At 70.7% G+C, this 24264-nt stretch carries 24 protein-coding genes; 5 read left to right on the top strand and 19 right to left on the bottom strand.

The genetic code is table 11. The features are described from left to right. Window positions 1-146: 146 nt before the first annotated feature. From E1284_RS00285 to E1284_RS00360, 16 genes are all read right to left on the bottom strand, one after another. Entirely contained in the window at window positions 147-563 is a 417-nt protein-coding gene (locus E1284_RS00285) for a hotdog family protein (RefSeq protein ID WP_131935845.1), read from the bottom strand. 29 nt (window positions 564-592) lie between these two features. Then, entirely contained in the window at window positions 593-1117 is a 525-nt protein-coding gene (locus E1284_RS00290) for an FAS1-like dehydratase domain-containing protein (protein ID WP_207923456.1), read from the bottom strand. Further along, window positions 1114-2085 (bottom strand): acyl-CoA dehydrogenase family protein, encoded by a 972-nt coding sequence (locus E1284_RS00295; RefSeq protein ID WP_131935846.1) that lies wholly within the window; start codon window positions 2083-2085, stop codon window positions 1114-1116. The genes E1284_RS00290 and E1284_RS00295 overlap by 4 nt, the downstream gene beginning before the upstream one ends. Before the next feature lie 25 nt (window positions 2086-2110). After that, on the bottom strand, window positions 2111-3235 hold the full coding sequence (locus E1284_RS00300; RefSeq protein WP_131935847.1) for an acyl-CoA dehydrogenase family protein: 1125 nt from the start codon (window positions 3233-3235) through the stop codon (window positions 2111-2113). A gap of 2 nt (window positions 3236-3237) precedes the next feature. After that, complete coding sequence (locus E1284_RS00305) at window positions 3238-3684, bottom strand: Zn-ribbon domain-containing OB-fold protein (protein WP_131935848.1); 447 nt, start codon at window positions 3682-3684, stop codon at window positions 3238-3240. Between the two features lie 28 nt (window positions 3685-3712). Then, a complete protein-coding gene (locus tag E1284_RS00310; RefSeq protein ID WP_131935849.1) occupies window positions 3713-4873 on the bottom strand; it encodes a thiolase family protein in 1161 nt (386 codons plus the stop codon). A 52-nt stretch (window positions 4874-4925) separates the two neighbouring features. Beyond that, window positions 4926-5699 carry an enoyl-CoA hydratase/isomerase family protein gene (locus E1284_RS00315; RefSeq protein WP_243714166.1) on the bottom strand — a complete coding sequence of 258 codons (774 nt, stop codon included), beginning with the start codon at window positions 5697-5699 and terminating at the stop codon, window positions 4926-4928. Beyond that, a complete protein-coding gene (locus tag E1284_RS00320; RefSeq protein ID WP_131935850.1) occupies window positions 5696-7912 on the bottom strand; it encodes an acetate--CoA ligase family protein in 2217 nt (738 codons plus the stop codon). The genes E1284_RS00315 and E1284_RS00320 overlap by 4 nt, the downstream gene beginning before the upstream one ends. Continuing rightward, window positions 7909-9105 (bottom strand): acyl-CoA dehydrogenase family protein, encoded by a 1197-nt coding sequence (locus E1284_RS00325; protein ID WP_131935851.1) that lies wholly within the window; start codon window positions 9103-9105, stop codon window positions 7909-7911. Before E1284_RS00325 ends, E1284_RS00320 begins: the two co-directional genes overlap by 4 nt. Further along, a complete protein-coding gene (locus E1284_RS00330) occupies window positions 9102-9899 on the bottom strand; it encodes an enoyl-CoA hydratase/isomerase family protein (RefSeq protein ID WP_131935852.1) in 798 nt (265 codons plus the stop codon). Before E1284_RS00330 ends, E1284_RS00325 begins: the two co-directional genes overlap by 4 nt. A gap of 112 nt (window positions 9900-10011) precedes the next feature. After that, complete coding sequence (locus tag E1284_RS00335) at window positions 10012-11649, bottom strand: flavin-containing monooxygenase (RefSeq protein ID WP_131935853.1); 1638 nt, start codon at window positions 11647-11649, stop codon at window positions 10012-10014. A gap of 100 nt (window positions 11650-11749) precedes the next feature. Beyond that, a complete protein-coding gene (locus tag E1284_RS00340) occupies window positions 11750-12832 on the bottom strand; it encodes a phosphotransferase family protein (protein ID WP_131935854.1) in 1083 nt (360 codons plus the stop codon). Then, window positions 12829-13587, bottom strand: a complete 759-nt coding sequence (locus E1284_RS00345; protein ID WP_131935855.1) for an SDR family NAD(P)-dependent oxidoreductase — start codon at window positions 13585-13587, stop codon at window positions 12829-12831. The genes E1284_RS00340 and E1284_RS00345 overlap by 4 nt, the downstream gene beginning before the upstream one ends. Next, window positions 13580-14875: an acyl-CoA dehydrogenase family protein gene (locus E1284_RS00350; RefSeq protein ID WP_131935856.1), complete on the bottom strand. Its 1296-nt coding sequence runs from the start codon at window positions 14873-14875 to the stop codon at window positions 13580-13582. Before E1284_RS00350 ends, E1284_RS00345 begins: the two co-directional genes overlap by 8 nt. A gap of 49 nt (window positions 14876-14924) precedes the next feature. Further along, on the bottom strand, window positions 14925-16049 hold the full coding sequence (locus E1284_RS00355; protein ID WP_131935857.1) for an acyl-CoA dehydrogenase family protein: 1125 nt from the start codon (window positions 16047-16049) through the stop codon (window positions 14925-14927). Beyond that, a complete protein-coding gene (locus E1284_RS00360) occupies window positions 16036-17079 on the bottom strand; it encodes an acyl-CoA dehydrogenase family protein (protein WP_131935858.1) in 1044 nt (347 codons plus the stop codon). Before E1284_RS00360 ends, E1284_RS00355 begins: the two co-directional genes overlap by 14 nt. Window positions 17080-17248: 169 nt before the next feature. On the opposite strand from E1284_RS00360, the gene E1284_RS00365 reads away from it, so the two are divergent. Together E1284_RS00365 and E1284_RS00370 are read left to right on the top strand one after the other, a co-directional pair. Further along, window positions 17249-18154, top strand: coding sequence for an LLM class F420-dependent oxidoreductase (locus E1284_RS00365; protein WP_243714170.1), 906 nt, complete (start codon window positions 17249-17251; stop codon window positions 18152-18154). Then, on the top strand, window positions 18151-18948 hold the full coding sequence (locus E1284_RS00370) for an SDR family NAD(P)-dependent oxidoreductase (protein WP_131935860.1): 798 nt from the start codon (window positions 18151-18153) through the stop codon (window positions 18946-18948). Before E1284_RS00365 ends, E1284_RS00370 begins: the two co-directional genes overlap by 4 nt. A gap of 55 nt (window positions 18949-19003) precedes the next feature. Here E1284_RS00370 and E1284_RS00375 read toward each other — a convergent pair whose 3' ends face one another. Genes E1284_RS00375 through E1284_RS00385 form a run of 3 tightly spaced genes read right to left on the bottom strand, consistent with a single transcriptional unit; the run spans window position 19004 to window position 21823 of the window. Then, window positions 19004-20173 carry a thiolase family protein gene (locus tag E1284_RS00375; protein ID WP_131935861.1) on the bottom strand — a complete coding sequence of 390 codons (1170 nt, stop codon included), beginning with the start codon at window positions 20171-20173 and terminating at the stop codon, window positions 19004-19006. Next, complete coding sequence (locus tag E1284_RS00380) at window positions 20170-20595, bottom strand: Zn-ribbon domain-containing OB-fold protein (RefSeq protein WP_131935862.1); 426 nt, start codon at window positions 20593-20595, stop codon at window positions 20170-20172. The genes E1284_RS00375 and E1284_RS00380 overlap by 4 nt, the downstream gene beginning before the upstream one ends. 31 nt (window positions 20596-20626) lie before the next feature. After that, window positions 20627-21823 (bottom strand): acetyl-CoA C-acyltransferase, encoded by a 1197-nt coding sequence (locus E1284_RS00385; RefSeq protein ID WP_131935863.1) that lies wholly within the window; start codon window positions 21821-21823, stop codon window positions 20627-20629. Between the two features lie 162 nt (window positions 21824-21985). Between E1284_RS00385 and E1284_RS00390 the strand changes: the two genes are divergently transcribed. The 3 genes from E1284_RS00390 to E1284_RS00400 are packed head-to-tail and all read left to right on the top strand — an operon-like array spanning window position 21986 to window position 24258. Then, window positions 21986-22642: an SDR family NAD(P)-dependent oxidoreductase gene (locus E1284_RS00390; protein ID WP_131935864.1), complete on the top strand. Its 657-nt coding sequence runs from the start codon at window positions 21986-21988 to the stop codon at window positions 22640-22642. Between the two features lie 51 nt (window positions 22643-22693). Next, window positions 22694-23848, top strand: coding sequence for an amidohydrolase family protein (locus E1284_RS00395; RefSeq protein ID WP_131935865.1), 1155 nt, complete (start codon window positions 22694-22696; stop codon window positions 23846-23848). Between the two features lie 29 nt (window positions 23849-23877). Continuing rightward, window positions 23878-24258: a carboxymuconolactone decarboxylase family protein gene (locus E1284_RS00400; RefSeq protein ID WP_131935866.1), complete on the top strand. Its 381-nt coding sequence runs from the start codon at window positions 23878-23880 to the stop codon at window positions 24256-24258. Window positions 24259-24264 lie beyond the last annotated feature (6 nt).

Genomic DNA, 24264 nt, shown 5'->3' on the forward strand with positions numbered 1-24264 from the left:
AGCATCACCGGCCAGGTGATGCTCGGCGCGCATCACCGGCCAGGTGATCTACATCGACGGCGTGCTCACCGCGTAGAGCAGGACGGGAACCGTTGCCCGCGCTTCGACTCGGCGCGGGCGGCGGCTCCTGCCGTCGGCGCTCGACCTCAGCCGGGGAAGGAGACGACGGCGGTGCCGGGGAGCAGCGGCGAACCGTCCGCCGCCCGGGTCCAGATCTCCAGCTCGCACACGACCCGGCCGGACGGATCGTGGGACACGTCGGTGACCCGGCCACCCGCGGTCACCTCGACGCCCTTGAGGCTCGGCGCGCGGAAGCTGCCCTGGACCTTGTCGATCCGGCCCAAGTCGCCCGCGAACTCGCGGAGCAGGTTGTGGACCCACGACCACTGCAGGTAGCCCATCCCGAACGCGGCGGGATAACCGGCCGCCCGGCCCGCCTCGTCGTCCATGTGGATCGGGACGAACTCGTCGTTGACGGCCGCGAACCGGTTCCAGACGTCGAACCCGGGCGTCCAGGTGAGCGGGCCCAGTTCCTGCCCCACCTCGGGCACCTGACCGTTCATGGTGTGCCGCTCCTCTTCCTGCACCGACATCAGTACCGGATCCCGGTCTGCCGCCGCACCTGGACGGTCTCGCCGCGCTGGTTCGTCCACGTCTCGCGGTTGGTGGTGAACAACATCTGTCCCAGGCGGCCGGACCGCTCGGTGTAGCCCTCGAGCACGCGGACCGCCGTGATCACGTCCCCGGCCACGATGTCGCCGTGGTACTCCACGTCGAGGCCGCCGTTGAGCTGGAACTTCAACCCGGGTCCCGCGATCCCGAGGGTCTTCTCCAGCAGGTCCGGGTCGAGCCGATCCACCTCGGGGAAACCGGGCGGGTCGGCCGTCATCCACGCGAACGGGTTGAACTCGTGCGGGGCGACCCAGCGCCCTCCGAGCTCGCGTTCGACGTACTCGGCGTCCCAGTACCGGCGCGGCGGATGCTTCGGGTAGTAGACCGCCATCGCCCACTTGCGGACGTCGGAGGCCGACACGGGGAAGCTGACCCTGCGGCTCACCTCCGCACCGACCTTCGCCGACATGGCCTCGCTGATCAGGGTGGACGGCGGGGCGCTCACGCGAACTCCATCCGGGTGGGCTGCTGCAGGACCGCCAGCCACTGCGCGGACGACCCGAGCGAGGCCTCCACCGAGACCGCACGCTTGAGGTACAGGCCTGCGTCGTGCTCGGCGGTGAAGCCGATCCCACCGTGGTTCTGGATGTTCACCGCCGTGTTCTCACGGGCGGCGTCGATGGCGAGCTGCACCGCCGCGGCAGCCTGGATGCGGGCGTCGGCCGATCCCGAAGCGACCCGCAGCGCCGCGAAGTGCAGCTGGGACTCGGCGACGTGACACCTGGTCAGCATGTCGGCACACCGGTGCTTGACGGCCTGGAACGAGCCGATGGGCTTGCCGAACTGCTTGCGCATCTGGGCATAGGTGGTGGACTGCCGCGCGGTGGCCTGCGCCAGCCCGAGCAGGACGGACGCCCCGAGGATCCACTGGCGGGTCTGCAGCGCGTCGCCGTCGACGCGCGCCACCTGTTCGCCGACCTCGACCTCGGCGAGCGCCACGGTCGGATCGACGGACCGGACCGGAGTGAGGCTGCGGACCCGTTCCAGCATCGCCCCGTCGCCCGTCACCGACAGCACCATCCCGCTCGGCTCGGCGTCGTGGGCCAGCGAACCGCAGCGCAGCCCGACCCGTTCCTCACCGGCCAGCAGCCGGCCGATGAGGTCGTCGTCGCCGTTCGCGACGGCCACGTGCGTGGCCAGCACGGTCGACAGCAGGGGCCCGGGGGTCAGGTTCCGGCCGAACTGGCCGAATATGAGGAACTCCGCGATCAGGCCGAGCCCCAGTCCGCCCTGCGACTCGGGCACGCCCAACGAGAAGAACCCCATGGCGGCCCACTGCGCCCACGTACGGTCGTCGATGAGCCGGTCGTCGTCGAGTGCGAGCCGGATGCGCTCGACGGGCAACTCGGCGGCCAGGTACTCGGCGACGGAGTCGGCGATGTCCCTCTGGGCGTTCGACGGAGTCAGGTCCATGATCGCGCCTCTCCCGGTCGGTCCGTCATCGCGGCAGCTCGAGCACGCGCTCGGCGATGACGTTGCGTTGGATGTCGGACGTCCCGCCACCGATGGTCGCGCAGAAGTCGTTCAGCCACTTCAGCGTCCAGCGGTCGCACCGGACCGCCTCGCTGCCCAGCACCCGCAGGGCGAAGGCGGAGATCCGCTGCCGCAGCTCGTTGCAGTAGACGTTGAACGACAGAGCGCCCTGGTCCGCACCGTCGCCCGAGGTCGAGACGACCCGGTAGGCCATCGCCCGCACCGCGAGGGCCTCGGCCCGCAGCTTCGCGAAGTCCGTCCCCAACGCGGTGTCCTGCAACGCTCCAGACCGCGCGAGAACGGTACGGAGCTTCTCGAGGTCGGTGAGCACCGAGAGCTTTGTGTCGAGGAACGCCGGGCCCCGTTCGAGCGCCAGCGTGGACAGCGCCACGGCCCAGCCGCGGCCGACCTCGCCGACGACGTTCGACAGCGGCACGTGCACCTTGTCGTAGAAGACCTCGGCGAACTCCGCGTTCCCGTCGATGGTCCGGATGGGACGGACGACCACCCCGGGCGTCTGCAGATCCACCACGACCCACGTGAGGCCGCGGTGACGCGACTCGGGGGGGCCGGTGCGGACCAGCAGGCCCTGCATCCGGGCGTACGGGCCGAAGCTGCACCACACCTTCGAGCCGTCGATGACCAGCTCGTCGCCGACGACCCGGGCCCGGGTCCGCAGCGAGGCGAGGTCGGAGCCGGCCTCCGGCTCGGAGAAGCCCTGACACCAGATCGTCGATCCGTCGAGGATGCCCGGCAGGTACTGCTTCTTCTGCTCGTCGCTGCCGCACAGCATCAGCGTGTGGCCGATCTGGTTCAGGCCCGCCGCGAGGACCGACTTGTGCGGGGCGCCCGCGTTGACGAGCTCCTCGAACCAGATGACCTGCTGCAGGCTCGAGAGCCCCCGGCCGCCGTACTCGGTGGGCCAGTCGATGCCGGCCCAGCCGCCCTCGAACTGGCGGCGCTGCCAGGCGATGTCGAACTCCCGCATGGCGCTGCCGTCGGACGGCCGGGCCTCGGACGGGACGTTCGCGGCGAGCCACTCCCGCGCCGTGCGGCGGAACTCCCGGGCCTCCTCGGAGAAGTCCTCCATGGTCACTCACCTCCGTTCGAGCCGAGCGGGGCCGCCGGGGCGAACCGGTAGAGGGTCACGTCCTCGCCGGGTACGTCGTGGAAGGTGACCTCCACCGGCAGACCGACCCGCACCTGGTCGAGGGGGCAGTCGTCGAGCTGCCCCAGCACGATCATCGGCTGCGGCCGCTCCGCCAGCTCGACCAGGACGACCACGTAGGGGACGTCGCCGGCGAACGCGGCGGGCCCGCGGTGCACGATCGAGTAGCTGAAGATCACGCCTCGCCCGCTGAGCGGCACCCACTCGATGTCCGTGCTGAAGCAATTGCGGCAGGCAGGGTAGGGCACCCAGCCGAACTGGCCGCAGTCCCGACACCGCGGGCCGCGGAACTCCCGCTCGATCAGCCCGTCCCAGAACGGACGGTTCTCCTCGCTGACCTGCGGCAGCGGCTTGAGATATGGGGCAGTCATCGCCCGGGCCTCCTCGTTCTCGCCGATGCTAGTCGTGCGCCAGGACCACTGTTGACGCGAGCCCGTGGACCGAGCCGCCCTGCCCCAGTGCGACGCCGATCCGGGCGTTGGGGACCTGCCGCTCGCCACACTCGCCCCGCAGCTGACGGACGACCTCGATGACGCTCATCCCGGACGGGTTGCCGTTGTGGCTGTTGGACAACAGGCCGCCGTCGGTGTTGCACGGCATGGCGCCGCCGAGCTTCGTGCGCCCCTCACGGACGTAGTCCGCCCCCTCACCGATCTTGCAGAACCCCATCTCTTCAAGGTTGCGCAGCATCGTGATGGTGAAGCAGTCATAGAGGTTGGCCACGTCGATCTCGGAGCGGCTCACGCCGGCGATGTCGAAGGCCATGTCCGTGCAGCGGCGCACGGACCTGCCCTCCTCGGGGAACCAGGGGTCGTTGAAGGTCTGGTAGACGTCCGTCGCCGTGGCCTCGGCACCGCCGAGCACCCACACCGGCGTGTTCCGGCAGTCCTTCGCGATGTCCTCGGCCGCGAGCACGAGGGCGTAACCGCCGTCGTTCTCGATGCTGCAGTCCAGCAGGTGCAGCGGGTCGGCGATCATCCGCGAGCCCACGACGTCCTCGACGGTGATGGGGCCCTTGCGGCCCATCACCGAGTCGGGGTTGTGCACCGCGTGGTCGCGATGGATGACCGCGACCTGCGCCAAGTCCTCGCTCGACGCACCGAACTCGTGCATGTAGCGGCGCGCCCAGAGGGCGTACAGCGGCGTCATGTAGGCGCCCTGGATCTCCCAGTGGAAGTCCGGCAGGCGCGGCGCGGCCGTCGGGACGGCCTTGGATCCCGGGGAGTTCCCGCCGCCGGCGTGGGCCACCCAGGCCAGCGCGACGTTGCACGTGCCCGCGCTGATAGCCGCAGCCGCCTTGGCCACGGCGCCCTCGCCCTGGCCCGTGCCGATGTAGGTGATCGGACGCTCGCCGAGCTGCTCGGCCCAGTACATGTGGGTCTTGCTCCACGGCTCGGCGAGCAGCGGCGACAGACCGTCGATGTCGGTGTGGGCCAGCCCCGCGTCCGCGAGCGCCCCTTTGATCGCCTCGATCTCCAGCGACACCTTCGTGCGACCGAGCCGCCTGCCCTGCTCGGTGGTGTACACGCCGACGACCGCCGCTCTGCGTGTCGTGCTCATCCGAACTGCTCCCCTCGGCCGCTTCGGGCCCGGTCGTTGGGTGTCATGGTCGTCAGCGGCCCGTGAACTCCGGGTCACGGCGCTGGCGGCCCGCGCGCACACCCTCGGCGAAGTCCGCTGTGCCGCGCAGCCGGGTCTGCTCGCTCAGCTCGCGCGCGAGCACCTCGCGGATCCGCCGAACGAGGTCGCCGCGCAGGGTCTCCTTGATCGACCGCACGGCGAGCGGAGCGGACCCCACGAACTGGCTCGCGAACTCGATCGCCGCCGGCCGCAGGTCCTCGTCGTCGACGACGGCGTCGCACAGCCCGATCGCCGCGGCCTCCTCGCCGGTGACCGAGCCACCGGAGTAGAGCAGCCGGGCCGCGGCCGATTCGCCGACCGCGGCGGGGAGGGTGACTGAGATCCCGAAGCCCTGGTGGAACCCGAGTCGTGCGAAGTTCACCGTGAACCTGCTGCTCCGCGCCGCGACCCGGAAGTCCGCGACGAGGGCCAGCCCGACACCGCCGCCGATCGCGCGGCCCTGCACCGCCGCGACGACCGGGGTCCCGATGCCGAACAGACGCAGGCCCTGTTCGTAGACCCGCCCGGCCGCGCCCGGCTCCACCATCTCACCGGTGAGGTCCGCGCCGGCCGAGAAGTGCTTGCCGTCCGAGCACAGCACGATGGCCCGGCACGCCGGGGCGGCGTCCAGCCGTTCGAACTCGTCCGCGATGGTGCGGATCACCGTCGGGTTGAAGTAGTTGTTCGGACCCCGGCGGATCTCGACAACGGCCACTCCCCCGTCGAGACGGGTGACCACCTCCGGGCTGCTCTCCACCGTCGTCACCGGGAAACCTCCGCTCGAATTGACTCACTGTCACGGCCGACCGGCCGCGTGACCGGCGCGGCGACCGCGGACTCGAGATGGGCGACGAAGTCGACCGCCGTGGCGCCGTGCCCCTTCTCGTGCACGATCAACGGGTTGATCTCGAACTCGACGAGGTCCGGCCCCAGGGCCGCGGCGACCTCCGCGGCGGCCACGATGGCCCGGGCGGCCGCGTCGACGTCGTGCACCGGGCCGCCCCGGAACCCGTCGAGCAGCGGCCATCCCCGCAGGCGGCGCAGCATCCGCAGGGCGGTGTCGTGGTCGACGGGCAGCAGACCGGTGTCGACGTCGGCGTACAGCTCGACGGCCGTCCCACCCAGTCCGACGGTCAGCACGGGCGGGTAACCGTTGTCCTGCACCTGCACGTCGATCAGCACCTCGACCCCGCTGCGCACCCGGCGCTGCACCAGGACGCCCTCGACGACGGCGTGGGGGGCGTGCTGCCGCGCCCGCGCGGTCATCTCGTCGTAGAGGGCGCCGACCTGCGCGGCCGCCGCCCCCACCACGACCAGGCCCATCTCGGTCTTGTGCAGGATCTGCGGGGACTGCAGCTTCACCACGAGATCGTCGCCCAGTTGCGCGGCGACGCGCTCGGCCTCGGCCCGCGACGTGGTGAGCGTGCCCCCGGGAACGCTGATCCCCGCCGCGGCGAGGACTGGCGCCCCCTCGGCCTCCGTGAGGACCCGGTAGGCCGGACCGTTCGACGGTGCTGCCGGTGCGTGGACGGGCGACGCGCCCGTCCGGGACGGACCGGCGCTCACGATGTGCGACATGGCCCGCAACGCGGCGCCGATCGAGTCGAACACGGGGATCCCGCCCTCGGCGTAGATCCTCCTGACCTCCAGCGTCCGGTCGTGCGAGCTGAGATAGACGATGGAGAACGCCTTCTCCGCACGGCTGCGGGCCTCGACGATGCCCCGGGCGATGCGCTCGGCGATCTTGCCCACGACCGCGGACACCACCACCAGGACGTGATCGACGGCGGGATCCGCCGCGACCAGCCGGCACACCTCCCCGAGATCGTGGGGCCGACCGGACACGAGGTCCGCCGTCACGTCCACCGGGTTCTGCGGCAGGGCGAAGTCCGAGAGCACCGGGACGAGGGCGGCAGCGGTGTCCGGGGACAGTGTCACCATCTCGAGCCCGAGCTCGAACGACATGTCCGCGCACAGCCCGCCCGCGCCGCCGGAGGTGGTCACGACACCGAGCCGGCGACTGGCCGGGCTGGCCCCGCGGACCAGCGACATCGCGGCGTCGACCAGCTCGTTGACGTCCGACACCACGACCACCCCGGCCGCAGCCGAGGCCAGCTTGAACGCCTCGTCCTGACCGACCATCGACCCGGTGTGCGATGCCACCGCGCTCCTGCCGACCTCGGTGGTCCCCGAACGCAGGAGCACGATGTGCTTGCCGACCTCGGCGGCACGGCGGCAGAGGGGGATCCAGTCGTCGGCGTGCGGCACACTCTCCAGGTAGAGCATCAGGACCCGCAGCTCGTCGTCGTCGAGGGCCTGCTCGGCGAGCTCGACGACCGACAGGTCGGCCTGGTTGCCCGTGCTGATCCACAGCGCCGGCACGCAGCCGCGCTCGCGGCCGAGATCGAACACGGTCCCGCCGATCGCGCCGCTCTGGCCGATGTACGCGACGGCCGAGGGTGGTCCGAGCTCGTCGGTCCACAGCGCGTTGGAGAAGGTCGCGGCGAGCCCGCTCGCCAGCGAGACGATGCCCTGGCAGTTCGGACCGAGTACGCGGATCCCGTGGGCCCGCGCGAGCTCGATGATCTCCCTTTCGCGCGCGGCGCCGTCCGCACCCCCCTCGGCGAATCCGGAGGCGAAGATGACGACGGCCCCGACCCCGGCGGCGGCGGCATCGAGGACGCTGTCCCGGATCCGGTCGCCCCCGGTGAACAACAGGGCGAGGTCGATCTCGTGCGGCACGTCCTTCAGGGAGGGGAAGCACGGTACGCCGGCGACCTCGGTCGCCTTCGGGTTGATCGCGACCACGGGGCCGTCAAACCCGAAGCGCTGGATCGTCCGGACGGTGGTGGCACCGAGGCCCCGTCCCGAACTGGAGACGCCCACTACGGCGACGCTGCGCGGCCGGAAGAGCGCGTCAAGGCCATCGGCCGAGGCGTTCCGGTCACCGAGCGTGAGGCCGTCCTCATTGCTGCTCATGTGACTCCTCGCCGCGAGACCGACCACGGGACGCCTCGGTCGAGCCTCGGCTCTGCCGGTAGGCCGAGCACGCGTTCGGCCACGATGTTCCGCTGGATCTCGTCGGTCCCGCCTCGCAGCGAGTGCGACGGAGCCGTCAGCAGCTGCTGGTAGCCGCGGTGGCCGGTGCCCAGCCCCTCCGCCCCGAGCAACCGCGTCAGTACGTAGGCCCGGCGCTTGCGGGAGTCCGAGACGCGGATCTTGTGTCCGGAGGCTTCCGGCCCCGGCCTGCCCGTCGCCCGGGTCCGCGCCGCGGACCGGGCCCCGGCCAACCGCGTGACCTCGAGCTCCACGTAGAGGGCCATCGCCTCGTCGCACCGCACCGGGTCGGCGAGGGTGCCCGACTTCGCCAGCGCCTGCAGCCAGCGGGGGACGACGTCCCGGTTCGCGGGGCGGGCTCTCCCTGCGACCGCGCCGATGGAGGACCGCTCGTGGGACAGGACGCCGAGCGCGATCTTCCAGCCCTCGCCCACCGCGCCGATCCGGTGGGCGTCCGGCACGACCAGGTCGTCGACGAACACCTCGCTGAAGTGCTCGTCACCGTTCATCTGGCGCAGCGGCCGGACGGTGACCCCCGGGGCGTCCATCTTCACCGCGAACATGGTCAGTCCGTCGTGCTTGGGCACCTCCGGATCGGTCCGGGCGAGGCAGATGGCCCAGTCGGCGTAGGAGCCCCGGCTCGTCCAGACCTTCTGCCCGCGCAGGCACCAGCCGTCCTCCGTGCGCTCGGCCCGGGTGGCGACGTTCGCGAGGTCCGAGCCGGCGCCGGGCTCCGAGAACATCTGGCACCACACGTGCTCACCGCGGACCAGCGGGGGGAGCCACAGCGCGCGTTGTACGTCGTCGCCGTGGGCCAGCAGCGTCGGGCCCACCATGTAGACCCCGACGAAGAACGGGTAGATGTCCGGGGCGGGTCCCTTGCGCAGCACCGACCTGATCCGCGCGGCGGAGGCGCCGTCCGCGCCGCGGCCTCCCCATTCGGGCGGCCAGCCCGGGACCAGCCAGCCGCCGGGGGCCAGCGCCCGCAGGTAGGCGCGCGACGCCTCGATCGACTCGGGGTCCTCGGCGGGCAGGTCGAGACCGGCGAGCAGGGCGCCGAGCTCGGCGAGCTCTTCCTCGGAGGTACCGGCGACGCGCTCGGTGTGCTGATTCACGTCTGCTGGTCCCGCTTCTTCGCGCGGATCTTCGCCACCGCGGCGGCGACCTCCGGCGTGCCGAACGACTCGGACTCGGTGGCGAGGCTGAAGTCGAGCACGGTGTTCATCGCCGTTTTGAGGTGGATGTTCAGCGAACGCTTGGTGTCCTGGATGGCCTGCGGGGGCAAGGCCGCCAGCCGCTTCGCCAGCTCCAGCGACTCGGTCATCAGGTCCTCGGCGGGAACGACGCGGTTGGCCAGGCCAAGGCTCTTGGCCTCCTCCGGGGACACCCGCGACCCGAGGAGCAGCATCTCCTTGGCGCGCAGCAGACCGGTCAGCAGGGGCCAGAACGCGGCGCCGCCGTCGCCGGCGACCAGACCCACCAGCACGTGGGTGTCGGCGAGGTAGGACTTCTCCGACATCACGACGATGTCCGAGAGGACCGCGAGGGTCGCGCCCAGGCCGACGGCCGGCCCGTTCACCGCGGCCACGACGGGGAGGTGGAAGCCGATCATCTCGTCCGCCAGCCGGCGCGCGTTGCGCAGGCTGGCGCGTCGCCGTTCGACATCCTCATGCTGGAGCAGGAAATTGTCGAGGTCGCCACCCGCACTGAACGCCTTGCCCGCTCCGGTCAGGACGACGGCGCGCGCCTCCCGGTCGGCGGCGATCTGGGACCAGACCGCGACGAGGCTCTGCTGCAGTTGCGGGCTGACCGCATTGAGGCTCTCGGGCCGATTCAGGGTGACAATGCGGACCGCCCCATCATTCGTGACGGTCAGCTGGTCCGACAGGCGGTACTCCACGTCGCTCATCCTCGCCTCACCAGGTGCCGCCGGGCCGCCGACGACGGGCACCCGTCAATCGATCCAACTCGTATCATGTTCATCCTCATATTCATCCAATCGGCTGTGCCGGGCTGGTCGTTCAGCTCAGCGAAAAGCCCTCGTACCCCTCGGCGGCCGTCTCTTCCAACTGCCTGATGAAGTCGGGCAGGGTCCCGGCGTAGGCGACGTAAACGTGCGGCTTGCCCGGGATGTTGTCGCCGAAGGAGTAGGACTTCACCTTCGACGCCATCGTCTTCGAGGCGAGTTCGTTCACGTCGGCGGTCCACTTCTTCTCCGCCTCGGCGTCCGCCTCGATCCGGGTGTAGCCGTGCTCGCGCATGTAGCCGAGGAGCCCGCCGAGCCACCAGACGAGCGGCTCGGCGCAGCGCGGGGAGTTCCCGATGCCGCCCTTGCCATGGGGCCCCCCGTTGATGAGCAGGTTCGGGAAGCCCGAGACCTGAATGCCCATGTACGTCTGCGGGCCGTCGCGCCACTTGTCCTTCAGCGTCTGGCCGCCGGTGCCCCGAATGTCGATCCGGCTCAGCGCTCCGGTGAAGGCGTCGAACCCGGTGGCGAGCACGATGATGTCGAAGTTCATCTCGCCCTCGGCCGTCCGCAGTCCGGTCCGGGTGTACTCGACGAGCGGGTTCTTCGCGAGGGGCACGAGCCGGACGTTGTCGCGGTTGTACGTCTCGTAGTAGTCCGTCTCGCAGGGCACCCGCTTGGTACCGAACGGATGGTCCGTCGGAACGAGATCGTCGGCCACCGACTGGTCGTGGACCCGCTCACGGATCTTCTGCTCGACGAACGCCGAGTACGTGCTATTGGCCTCGGGAGTGGTCGCGATCTCCCGATAGGTCCCGAACCACTTCGCGAAGCCCGGACGCTGCCACAGCTCTTCGTACTGCGCGAGGCGGTCCTCCTCGGAGACCGAGGAGTAGGGGGTCGGGTCCCAGTCGTGCACGAATCCGTTCGACGACGCGCGCAGCTTCTCGAAGAGCTCCGGATAGCCCTTGCGGATCTCCTCCATCTCGGCGTCGTCGATGGGCCGGTTGCGGAGCGGCACGGCCCAGTTCGGCGTCCGCTGGAAGACCGTCAGCTGCGCGGCCGACTCGGCGATCCTGGGGATGATCTGCACACCGCTCGCCCCGGTGCCGATCACGGCGACCCGCTTGCCCGCGAAGTCGACCGGCTCGTGGGGCCAAGTCGCCGTGTGGTAGAGCTCGCCCTCGAAGTTCTCGATGCCCGGCAGCGCCGGGTAATTGGGGGCCGACAGGATACCGGTCGCGGCGAGGACGAACCGGGTGGTGAAGTCCTCGCCCCCGGCGGTGTGCAGCGTCCAGGTGTTGCGACCCTCGTCGAACACCATGGACTCCACGCGCGTCTCCAGCTGCACGTCGCGACGGAGGTCGAAGCGGTCGGCGAACCCGTTGACGTACCGCTCGATCTCCGGCTGGCCCGCGAACAGCTCGGTCCACTTCGCTTCCGCCAGCAGCTCCTCGTCGAAGACGTACTGGTACGTGTAGCTCTCCGAGTCCAGCCGGCAACCCGGGTACCGGTTCCAGTACCAGGTGCCGCCGATCCCGCCCCCGGCCTCCAGGACACGGACGGTCAGGCCCCGCTGCCGCAGCACGTGGAGCTGGTACAGCCCAGTGATCCCGGCGCCGACGATGATGACGTCGTACACCTTCTGAACGCTCCCGACGGCGTCGGGCGAGGGAACGCTGGTCTCCGTCATGCGAACCTCCGCGCATCGGCTGTGTGTCGCGGGCGCGGCGACCGGGGCACTGCTCCCCCGCCGTCGTCCATCGCACTTACAGGAATGAATCTGATCATATTTAACCGCTCTTGGCAATACGTTCGCCGCCATCGAGGAGCGCCGCACTCTCCCGGAGGAACGGGACGAGTGTGTCCGCGTACCTCTCGATGGCCGGATCGGGCTCGGGACGGCGGCGGTTGTGCTTGACGTTGAGCGACATCGCGGCCGCCGCGCGGAAGCGGCTGAGGGACGCGAACCACGCCATGTCCGACAGCGTCGTCCCCCGCACCCGTTCGTACTCCTCGAGAGCCGCCGCGGGACCCGGCAGTCCCGGCACCGTCGTCCGCACTGCGCTGGGCAGCCCGTCGTGCGCGAGCGTCATCAGGAACCAGGCGAGGTCGATGCGCGGGTCCGTGATCGACCAGATCTCCCAGTCCAGGACGGCGCGCACCTCCGACCCCGCGCAGATCAGGTTGCCCAGCCGGAAGTCGCCATGCACCAGGGCCGGTGCCAGCGCCTCGGGCAGGTCCCGGCGAAGGCGTTCCGCGGTGCGTTCGCCCGCCTCGGCGAGCTCGGGATCGACCGTGGCGAACACCCGAGCCCAGCGATCCACCTCCCCGCCCAGGTCCACGGTGAGCGGACCCGCGGCCGGGAGGTCGGCCACCCGGCCGACCTCGACCTCGTGCAGTCGCGCGAGGGTCCCGACCGCGGCCAGGGTCCGGGCCGTCAGTACCTCGGCCGCGGGCAGGCGGGGATCCCGCTCCACCAACGGCTCCACGCTCTCGCCCTCGACGGCCGCGCTCAGATACAGGGGCGGGGAGTCCGGCGGATCCCCCGCGTCGACGAGGAGGATCTCCGGGACCGGGATCCGGCCGTCCTCGGCGAGCAGGACCTGCAGAGCCGCCTGCCGGACGACGTCGCGGTTGCGCACGGGCGCGAGGCCGACGGGGGCGACCTTGACGAAGCACGTCCTCGACGGTCCCTCGCCGGGCGCCGTCAGCGTCAGCGAGTACGTCAGGCTCGACGCACCGCCGGACACCTGGCGAAGGTCGCTCACCTCGGCCCCCGGGAACGACCGCTGCGCGGCATCCGCCAGCCGGGCCAGGAGGGCCGCCGGCGCCATCCGCCTGCTCGCCGCCGGCCGCGCGACGTCAGAGCTCACAGGGGACCGCCGTCGACCCGGACGATGCTGCCGGTGGTGTAGCTCGACATGTCACTGGCGAGGAAGAGGGCAGCGCCGACGACCTCGTCCGGCTCGCCCGCCCGTTGCAGCGCGTAGGTCCGCCGGTGGCGTTCGGCCGTGTCCTCGGGCCAGTGCGCGGACACGTCGGTCCGGAACGGACCGGCGAGCAGGGTGTTCACCCGCACCGTCGGTGCGTAGGCACGCGCGAAGCCGACCGTGAGGGCGTTGAGCCCCGCCTTCGCCGCGGCGTACGGCAGAAAGTAGGGCTGCGGCGACAGCGAGGCGTAGCTGCTGACGTTGATGATCGATCCGCCGCCGCGTTCCATCATCTGCTGCCCGACCAGGGCGCTCAACCGGAACGCCCCCTTCAAGTTGACGTCGAGCACCTTGTCGTAGAGCGCCTCGGGAACATCGGCCAGCTTCTCGAACAGCGGGGACATCCCGGCGTTGTTCACCAGGACGTCGACCGAGCCGAACTCCCGATGGGCGACCTCGGAGAGCTCGTCCATCGAGTCCCACCGGCCGACGTGGCTCGCGACGGCGAACGCCCGACGGCCGGTCTCGGCCCGAACCCGCTCCGCGACCGCCTCGCACGCCTCCAGCTTCCGGCTGGTGACGATGACATCGGCCCCGGCGCGCGCGAAGGCGTGCACCATCTGTTCGCCCAGGCCCCGGCTTCCGCCCGTCACGAGGGCGACCTTGCCGGTGAGGTCCGGCACAGCGCGGTCAGGCATCGGCCACCGTCGATTCCGCCGCCGCGGCGGCCGCGTCGAGCGCCTTCGCCCGCACCGCCGGGATGTGCTCGCTGGGGAAGATGTCCGCCGCCGGCGTCACCTCCCGGAGGATCTGCCGGGCGAGGGTGGACTTGTGCACCTCGGTCGGACCGTCGGCGAGGCCCATCGTGAAGCCATCCAGGAGGTAGGCGACGAGCGGCATCTCGTTCGTCGTCCCCAGCGAGCCGTGCAGCTGGATGGCGCGGCTCGTCACGTTCCGCAGGACGGTGGGCATCAGGGCCTTCACCGCCGCGATCTCGCCGCGCAGCGCGCCGTAGCCGAACCGGTCCGCCTTCCAGGCGGTCTGCAGCACCAGGAGGCGGAACTGCTCCAGCTCCAGCCACGAGTCCGCGACCATGTCCTGGACCAACTGCTTGTCCGCCAGCCTGGAGCCGCGAGTCTCCCGCGAGACCGCGCGTTCGCACAGCATCTCGAAGACTCGGCGCGCCTTACCGACCGTGCGCATCGCGTGGTGCATCCGGCCGCCGTTCAGCCGGGCCTGGGCGACCTGGAAGCCCTTGCCCCGCTCACCGAGCAGCGAGTCCGCCGGCAGGCGCACCTGGTCGTAGTGGATGTAGCCGTGCGTGCCCTCGCCCCCGACGTGGTCACCTCGACCCACGTTGCGCAGGATGGTGACCCCGGGAGTGTCCGCCGGCACCACGAACAGCGACATGCGGTGCTGGACCGGCTGCTCGGGCTCCGTCACGGCGACGACGATGAAGAACGACGCGAACTTGGCGTTGCTCGAGAACCACTTGTGCCCCTCGAGCACCCACTCGTCGCCGTCGCGGACCGCCGTCGTCGTGAAGACCGACGGATCGGCGCCGCCCTGCGGCTCGGTCATCGAGAAGCAGGAGACGATCTGGTTGTCCAGCAGTGGGCGGAGATAGCGGTCCTTCTGCTCCCGCGTGCCGTACTCCGCGAGGATCTCGCTGTTGCCGGAGTCCGGGGGCTGGGACCCGAAGACGGTGGGGCCGCAGTCGGAGCGGCCGACCTGCTCGGCGAGCAATGCCAGCTTGAGCTGGCCGTACCCCTGCCCGCCGAGCTCCGGCCGCAGGTGGCAGGCCCAGAGCCCGTTGGCCCGGACCTTCTCCTGCAGCGGCGGGATCAGCCGCTGCCGGACCGGGTCCGCCAGGTCGTACGGACTCGAGATGATGGTGTCGAGCGGCTCGACCTCGGTCCGCATGAACGTCTCGGCCCAGTCGAGGCTGGCCTGGAAGTCCAGGTCGGTCTCGAAACTCCAGGTCATCGCGGGGTTCCTCCTCGTCGCTGAATGGTGGTGCGCTGCGCCGCGGGCGTCATTCCTTCAGCCCCAGGAGCCGGCCACTGATGATGTTGAGCTGGACCTGGGCGGTGCCGCCGTAGATCGACGCCGCCCGGCTGTAGAGGTACTTCTTGAACCACTCGCCGCGGCCCTGCAGGGCCTCGGGACCGAGGATGTCCAGCGCGGTGTGCAGGAGCAACTGCTCGGTCCGGGTCATCATGACCTTGTCGATCGAGGTCTCGGCGCCCACCGCCTTGCCCTGCGCGCGGTCGCTGAGCCGGCGCATCGAGTGCAGGCGCAGCACCTCGAGATGACTGAGGACCCGGCCCACGGCCTCGACGTTCGACGGGTCCTCGGAGACGCCGCGCTCCTGGGCGATGCCGGCGAGCTGGGCCAGCATCCGTTCGTACTTCGCGAGATACCCCAGGTCCGCGGCACCGCGCTCGTAGGCCAGCGTGGCCTGGGTGACCTTCCAGCCCTGGTTCAGCTCGCCCAGCATGTTGGACGCCGGGACCCGGACGTCGTCGAAGTAGACCTCCGCGAACTCCTCGTCCCCGTTCGCCATGATCAGCGGCTTCCGGGTCACACCCGGGGTGTCGGTCGGCACCACGAAGGCCGTGATGCCGCGGTGCCGGCTCTCCCTCGTCCCGGTGCGGGACAGGACCAGACAGAACTGCGCGAACGAGCCCCGGCTGGTCCACAGCTTCTGGCCGTTGATGACGAAGTCCTCGCCGTCGCGGGTCGCGGTGGTCCGCAGTGAGGCGAGATCGGAGCCGGCCTCCGGCTCCGAGAAGCCCTGGCACCAGATCTCCTCGGCGGACAGGAAACCCGGCAGGTAGCGGGCCTTCTGCTCCTCCGTGCCGTAGGTCAGGAAGGCCCGGCCCAGGAACGTGAACGACGCGGCCGCGGGTGCGCCCGCCCGGCCGAGCTCCTGGTTGAGGATGGACTCCTCGACAGGCCCGAGGCCCTGACCGCCGTACTCCTTCGGCCAGGACAGGGCGACCCAGCCGCCGCTGTAGAGCCGCTTCTGCCAGGCCACGACGTAGTGGAACCGGGCGGGCATCGTCTGCGGCTCGGGCTCGGTCGGCACGTTGTCCGCCAGCCAGTCCCGCAGCTGCGCGCGGAACTCCGCCTGCTCGGGCGTGTCACGAAGATCCATCGCCGTGTCCCCCTCGTGCTGCGATGAAGTCGGCGCCGGTCCGGCGCAGGAGCGACCGGGTGTCGCCGAACGACGCGGCCAGCTGGTGGGCGGTCCGCAGGTACAGGTGCGCGGTCGACTCCCAGGTCACCCCGATGCCGCCGAGCAGTTGGACGGAGGTCTCGATGGAGCGGACCGCCGCCTCCCCGCACCAGGACTTGGCGACCGCTGCGATGCGCTCCGCGTCCTCGACCGGCTCGTTCTCCACCTGCCACGCCGCGCCGAGGCTCACCGACCGACAGGTCTCGAGGTCGACGAGCAGGTCCGCCGCCATGTGCCGGACCGCTTGGAAGGCCGCGATCGGCTTGCCGTACTGCTCACGGGTGGCGATGTAGTCCCAGGCGAGCTGTGCCGCACCCGCCAGGCATCCCGTCAAGGCGGACGCCGCGGCGACGCGGATGCCGGCCAGGGCGCGGCGGGCGGGCTCCGGGAGGTCGGTGCCCGACCACGAGACGTCGAGGTCGCCACGCGCCCCCAGGGGGTGCAGCGGGTCGACGCCCGGTCCCGGCTCCGCGGTCACGAGCTCCGCGGTGTCCGGGCCGAGCACGAGGCCGCTGCGGCCGGACGCCCAGTCGAGGCACACCGCCGCGGGCGCCTCGGGAGGCCAGGCAAGATCGGCGCCGACGAACAGGCCGCAGGTCGTTCCCTCCGTCAGCTCCGCGAGCAGCGCACCCGACGCCTTCGCGGGTCCCGCCCGCAGGAGCAGCGGGGCGGCCACCGCAGAAGTCAGGTAGGGCACCGGAGCCAGGGCCGAGAACAGCTCGGTCGTCACGACGCACGCGTCGAGCAGGGATCCCCCACCGCCCCCGTACTCCTCCGGGACCAGCAGCGTCGTGAGTCCTGCCTCCCGCAGGTGCGACCAGCCCTTGTCCGCCCTCGCACGATCACCGTCGAGCACCTGGCGCGCCACGGACTCGCCGAACACGTCGCCAGCCAGGGAGCGGGTACTCGAGGACAGGAACTGTTGCTCCTCGGACAGGGAGAAGTCCATTCACGCCTCCATCGGACGTTCGGGCGTTGCGCCCACGCTGCGGTGCGGTGTCCGCCCGGGTGCGGGAAGCGCGTTGACCCCATCCGGCGCTTCGCCTGCATCATTGCCAAATATTCTTATCAGATTTAGACTCTCCAGTCGAGTACCGGACTACGAAAGTTGGTTGCCTGTGCGATTCGGATGCAGCACTCCCTTCGGCGACGTCACCGACCTCGCGTCCTTCGTGCCAGAGTTCGCCCGGGCCGCCGAGGAGCGGGGCCTGGACTCGATCTGGCTCGGGGAGCACACCCACCTGCCGGTGGACTCCAAGCACGCCTACGTCGAGGACGGCCGGGTCCCGGACCGCTACAAGAGCTTCCCCGATCCCTGGACCCTGTTGTCCGCGGCCGCCGCGGTCACCCGGGACCTCCGGCTCGGCACCGCGGTCTGCCTGGTCGCCGAGCACAACCCCCTGATCCTGGCGAAGCAGATCGCCACCGTCGACCAGATCTCCGGCGGCCGCGTCGAGTTCGGCGTCGGATACGGCTGGAACAAGCTGGAGATGATCAATAACGGCGTCGACCCCGCTCGCAAGCGCGCCACCTTCCGGGAGAAGATGAGGGCGATCATCGACCTCTGGACACAGGAGGAGGCGGAGTTCAAGGGGGAGTTCGTGAACTTCTCCCGAAGCTGGTCGTTGCCGGCCCCCGTCCAGAAGCCTCGACCTCCGATCCTCATCGGCGGGAGTCCCACGCCCGGTACGTTCACCGACATCGCCGAGCTCGCCGACGGGTACATCCCCGTCCGAGCCACGCTCGGGGACGAGCTCGACGACGCGATCGCCCGGCTGCGGGTGCGGATGAGCGACGCGGGGCGGGACCCGGACTCGCTGCAGCTCACCCTGTCCCACCCCGAGACGTCCTTCGGCCGGATCACGATGGAGAAGTTCGCCGCGCGGCTGCCGGACGCGAAGCGCATCGAGCACCTGGCGGAGCTGGGCTTCGGGCGGATCACCTGCTCCATCCCGAACCGGGACCGGGACCTCATGTACCGAAGCTTGGATCACTACGCCGAACTCGCGGAGGCTCATCGATGAGCGAGAACCCCGCGCCAGGCCGATTCACCGACGCCGTGGCCGTCATCACCGGGGCGTCCTCGGGCATGGGGCTCGCCACGGCCAGGCGCTGGGTCGCTGACGGCGGCCGGGTCGCTCTCGGCGACATCGACACCAGCGGGCTCGACCGCCTCGCCGAGGAGTTCGGCAAGGCCGCTGTGACGTTGCGGTGCGACGTCACGTCGGAGGACGATCAGAAGGCGCTCGTCGACGCCGCCCTGTCCGGCTTCGGCAAGGTCGACGCGGCCGTGGCCTGTCCGGCCATCGGGGGGCCGAACGCCATCGTCAACATGCCGCTCGACGAATGGCGCCGGGTCCTCGACGTCACGCTGACCGGGGTGATGCTGACGTTCAAGCATGCCGGGCGCGTCATGCGGGACGGCGGCGCGATGGCGGCCATCGCCTCGGTCAACGCGACCATGCCGGGCCGGGGATTCGCCGCCTACAACTCGGCGAAGGCCGGGGTGACAATGCTGACGCAGGTCGCCGCGATGGAGCTGGCCCCCCGGGGCATCCGGGTCAACGGCGTTGCGCCCGGTTTGACCCAGACCCCGATGGCCCAGCCCGCCATCGATGATCCGGACACGCTCGGGGACTGGAAGGCCAACACGCCGCTCGGGCGCTACGGCGATCCCGCAGAGGTGGCCGCGGTGATCTGCTGGCTGCTCTCCCGCGAGGCGTCCTACATCACGGGGGAGACCGTCTTCGTCGACGGGGGCACCCACACGATGCGGCTGCCGGACATGGCCAGGGGCGTCGAGTACAGCGTCGTCTGAGGCCACGGACCGCGCCTGGAGCAGCTCGCCGGAGCTGCTCCAGGCGGCGGACGCGTCAGACGTGCAGCAGAGCGGCACAGACCGTCGGGGAACCCCCCACGGTCACGAGGCCGGTCGTGGCATGGTCGACCTGGCGATCCCCCGCCTCCCCGCGGAGCTGCCGGACGGCTTCGACCACGGCGCCCCCGCCCTGCAGCCGGCCCTCGCTGAGGTTGCCGCCATGGGTGTTGGTCGGCAGGGTCCCGCCGCGGGCGAGGTTGCCCTCACCGATGAAGCCGCCGGCCTCCCCCCGCTTGACGATCCCCAACGCCTCCAGCCAGAGCGGGACATAGACCGAGAAGCCGTCCTGGATCTGGGCGAAGGACAGATCCGTCGGATCGACGTCCGCCCGGCGCCAGAAGTCGCGGCCGAGCTCGGGCGGGAACAGCTCGGCGTAGTCCGCCTGGAACACCCAGTCCGGGCGGGGGCCGAGGAACGTGGACACGTGCCGGATCGTGACGGGGCGCCGGCGGCAGTCCCGGGCCCGGTCCGAACGCGTGATGACCACCGCGATCGCGGCGTCGACCGGCATATCGGCGTCGTAGAGCGCGAGCGGCTCGGCCAGCCACCGCGCGCCCAGGTACTGATCCAGGGTCAACGGGTCCTTCATCACGGCCAGCGGATTGCGCAGGGCGTTGCTGCGCTGGTCGACCACGAGACGGCCCAGCTGCTCGCGGGTCAGGCCGTTCGTGTCGAGCAGCCGGCGGGTCACGGTCGCCATCATCTGCACGAACACGCTGTAGCCGTAGGGCGCGAGGTGGGCATGGACGCCGGAGGCTGCCTGCGCACCCCGGTAGTTGTAGGCGGTGGGCCCCTTCTTCTTCGGGCGCATCATGCAGTGCACCGCCAGCGCGGTGTCGCACTGTCCCGTGCTCACCGCCAGAGCGGCGGAGGCCACCGACCCGAGGCTGTAGGCACCGCCGAGCGGTCCCGCGTGCCAGCGCAGCCCCGGCAGGCCGAGGGACTCGGTGAGCGTGAACGGCGTCGGGAGGGCCCCCATCGGCCAGGTGTCGGTGAAGGGCGTCGAGATACCGTCGATGTCCGCGGGGCGCAACCCGGCGTCGTCGAGCGCCTCGCGAACGGCGCGCATCCAGACGGCCTCCGGCGCCGCCCCCGCGTCCTTCGTGCACCCGGTGTGCCCCACACCGACGATCGTGCTCTTGTCCCGCATCGTGTAGTCGGTCATGCCTTCTCCCTGGACCACTGCGGCAGCGCCATGTCGCTGTCGGGAAGCTCCTCGAAGGTCACCCGCACCCGCATCCCGGTCACGATCTCCTCCGGCGGGCAGTCCAGGACGTTGCCCACCGCGAACAGCCCCGGCTGCTCCGCCAGCTCGACGACCGCCACGGCGTACGGAGGGGTGAAGCCGGGCACGCCGGGCAGGTGCATGACGTGGTACGAGTACACCGTCCCGCGCCCCGACACCTCCTCCCCCACCAGGGTCTCCTGCTGGCAGCGGGGACATACCGCGCGGGGCGGGTGGACGTAGAATGCGCAGTCGCGACACCGCATGATGACCAGGCGGTGCTCCTGCGCGCCGGCCCAGTAGGCCGCGGACGCGTCGTCCGGGACGGGTACCGGACGGGACAGCTCCTCGGGCTGGGTCATCGCGACACCCCCGGTCCTCGTCGTCCCGCGGTCACGGCGCCGCAAGGATGGTCCCGGTCCCGAGCCCACCTCCGCAGCACATGGTCACCAGGGCGTACCGCGACCCTCGCAGCTCCATCTCGTCGAGCGCCTTGGTCACCAGCACTCCGCCGGTGGCGCCGAGGGGATGCCCGAGCGCGATCGCGCCGCCGTTCGGGTTCACGATCTCGTCCGGGGCCTTGACCTTGCGCTGCCAGGCCAGCACGACCGAGGCGAACGCCTCGTTGATCTCGACGACGCCGATGTCGTCCATGCTCAGGCCGGTGCGGCCGAGCAAGCGGTGGGTGGCGTCGATGGGACCGGTCAGCATGAGGACCGGGTCACTGCCGACCAGGCAGCTGTCCACGACCCGGGCGCGCGGGGTGACGCCGAGCTTCTGCGCCGCGGCCTCGCTCATCAGCAGCACCGCGGACGCACCGTCGGAGATCTGCGACGAGGTCCCGGCGGTGTGCAGTCCCGGCTCCGGTCCGATCACGCGGTCGTCCGGCCCGACCACGGGACGCAGCCCGGCCAGGGCCTCCCGATCGGTCTCGCGCAGGCACTCGTCTCGCTCCACCCGGTGCGTCGTCCCGGTCGGCTTCCCGTCCTCGCCGATATCCGGTGCGTCCACGGGCAGGATCTGGCCGTCGAACCGGCCCTGCGCCCACGCCTCGGCCGCGCGCTGCTGGGAGCGCAGCCCGAACGCGTCCAGGTCGTCGCGGGTCAGGCCCCACTTGCGCGCGATCAGCTCAGCGCCCTGGAACTGGGTCGTGAAGGTGAGCTTGTCGAAGTAGGACTTCGGGATGCCCTTGCCGAGCCCCTTGCCCAGGCTCGATCCCATGGGCACGGCACTCATCACCTCGACACCGCCGGCGATGGCCACGTCGACCGTGCCGGCCGCGACGAGCCCGGCGGCGAGGGCGAAGGCCTGCTGGGCCGAGCCGCACTGCGCGTCGACGGTCGTCGCCCCGGTGGAGAGGGACAGCCCGCCGACGAGCGCGGCCGTCCGGGTCACGTTGAAGCCCTGCATCCCGACCTGCGAGACACACCCGCCGATCACCTGCTCCACGACGTCCGGGTCGATCCCGGACCTCGCGACGACCTCGGCGAGGACCTGGCCGAACAGGTCGGCGGCGTGCATGGTGGCCAGACCACCGTTGCGTTTCCCCACCGGGGAACGGACGGCATCGACCACGACGACGGAAGGCATGGGGACTCCTCGCTGTGCGGAGCGGGTGGTACTCCTGCGGCGGAGGGGTTGCGCGCAACCCTCGCCAGGGCTGATTCTTATAAGAATAGCGAACCGCGTACCGGTGCGACAGTCGTCGCCGTCACCGTCCGCGGCTCGGCAGCTCGCACGGCGAGGAGTGGGATGCAGCGGCTTGCAGGGAAGGTCGCCCTGGTCACCGGGGCCGCGCGGGGGCAGGGTCGGGCCCATGCCCTCCGGCTGGCCCGTGAGGGAGCCGACATCCTGGCGTTCGACGCCTGTACCGGCTTCGAGGGCGTGGAGTACGATCCGTCCACCCCCGAGGACCTCACGGAGACCGGTCGTCTGGTCGAGGCCGAGGACCGGCGGGCCGTCGTCCGCGGGCTGGACGCACGGGACCTCGCCGCCGTCACGGAGTTCGTCGAGGAGGGCATCGCCGAGCTCGGTGGCCTTGACGTGGTGGTGGTCAACCACGGGATCTGCGGCTACGGCTTCACCTGGGAGCTGAGCGAGGCCCAGTGGGAGGAGATGATCTCGGTGAACCTCACCGGGGTCTGGAAGGTTCTGCGGGCGACCGTTCCCCACCTGATCGAGCAGGGACGCGGAGGCTCGATCATCATCACCAGCTCGGTGGCGGGCCTGCGGGGTCTGCCGTTCCTGGCTCACTACTCGGCGGCGAAGCACGGGGTCGTCGGGCTCGCCCGGTCGCTGGGCGGCAGCCCTGAACGACCCGGAGCTCGCGGCGACGCTCGCCCCGATCTTCATGAACGCCCTGCCCCACACACTCATCAGATGACCGAGGCAGACGTCCCAGAGCCATGACGACAGGTCTGACCGGCTGACTGCCTGCCACTAGGAGAACCAGGACACACAATGATCATCGACGGAGACGGCCACCTCTTCGAACCCGCCACGATGTGGCGGGACTACTCCCCCAGCGCCGACCGTGACCGGGCGCTGTCCATCGAGTCCGACGACCTCGGCTACCCGTGGATCACGATCAACGGTGCCTCGACGGGGGTCTTCGCGCAGGTCACCACGCCGGGTGACTTCGCGGCGCTGGGCGAGATCCGGATCGCCCAGCGGGCCGGTCTGCCCAACCCCGGCATCCGCTACGACGAGATCCCCGACGCGTACTGGAACCCCGGCGCCCGCAAGGCCCTCATGCCGGGGTGGGGAATCGACAAGTGCGTGCTGTACCCGCAGTCCGGGTTCATCTGGGAGTACCTCCTCGAGGACGACCTCGAGGCCACCCGCATCAACATGGCCGCCTGGAACCGGTGGGCCGTCGAGGTCACCCAGGAGGGCGGCGGCGCGCTCGAGCCGGTCGGCCACGTCTCGATGCAGGGCGACCAGCAGTGGGTGCTGGACCAGCTCAAGATGCTGTCCGACGGCGGTGTGCGGATGGCCATGTGCGTGCCCACGCAGATCAACGGCAAGCGTCTGTCCCACCCGGACAACGAGGCCATCTGGAAGGCGATGGTCGACCTGCGCATCACCCCGGCCTGGCACGTGAACTTCCGCATGGTCTCGTTCCTGGAGAACTACAGGGGATGGTGCGACAACGACACCGACAGCTTCCTGAAGGTCGTGCCCGGCATCTTCCAGGGCACGGCGGCCCAGATCGGCCTTGTCGACCTCGCGGTCAACGGGGTGTTCGAGCGCAACCCCGACCTCACCGTCGTGCTCGCCGAGGTCGGCGCCAGCTGGCTCCCGACCCTCCTGAAGCGGCTCGACGGGCTCTACTCCATGGCGGCCACCGTCCACGGACGCGAGCTCAACCCCAGCCTCCGGAAGTCGCCCGCGGAGTACATCAAGAAGCAGGCGATCATCACCTGCAGCTTCCCGGCGGACACCGCCGATCCCAATGTGCTGGCGCTCGCCCCCGAGAACTTCGCCTTCGGCGGCGACTACCCGCACCCCGAGGGACTCGCCCGACCGCTGACGGACTACAAGGCCATGGTCGAGTTCATCGACCCCGCCATGGAGGACGGCTTCTACGGCGACAACCTCGCCCGCGTCCTCTGACCACGACACACCGACTGCGAAAGGACATCATGCGTTCGCCCGAGGACGTCGAACGCGGGCGCGCCCGCTTCGCCGAGATCATGTCGTTCCCCGCCCCGACGTCGGACGTGCCGTTCGTCCGCGACGGCGTCGTCGCCTCCGTCTTCGGCGACCTGTGGACCAGGGACGGCCTGTCCGACCGGGACCGGCGACTCATCTCGATCACCTGTGCCTGCCAGTCCGCGGTCCCAGGAGCGATCGAGCAGCATCTGCGGGCCGCGCTGGGCAGCGGCGATCTCTCCATGGCCGAGCTCCAAGAGTTCCTGCTGCACTTCGCCTACTACGCGGGCTGGCCCCGAGCCTCCCAGGTTCACCAGATCCTGACGGCCCTGGCCGCGGAGCTCGGACCGGAGACCGAAGCCCCGGCCTGACCACCG

Source organism: Actinomadura bangladeshensis, assembly GCF_004348335.1.
GTDB lineage: Bacteria > Actinomycetota > Actinomycetes > Streptosporangiales > Streptosporangiaceae > Spirillospora > Spirillospora bangladeshensis.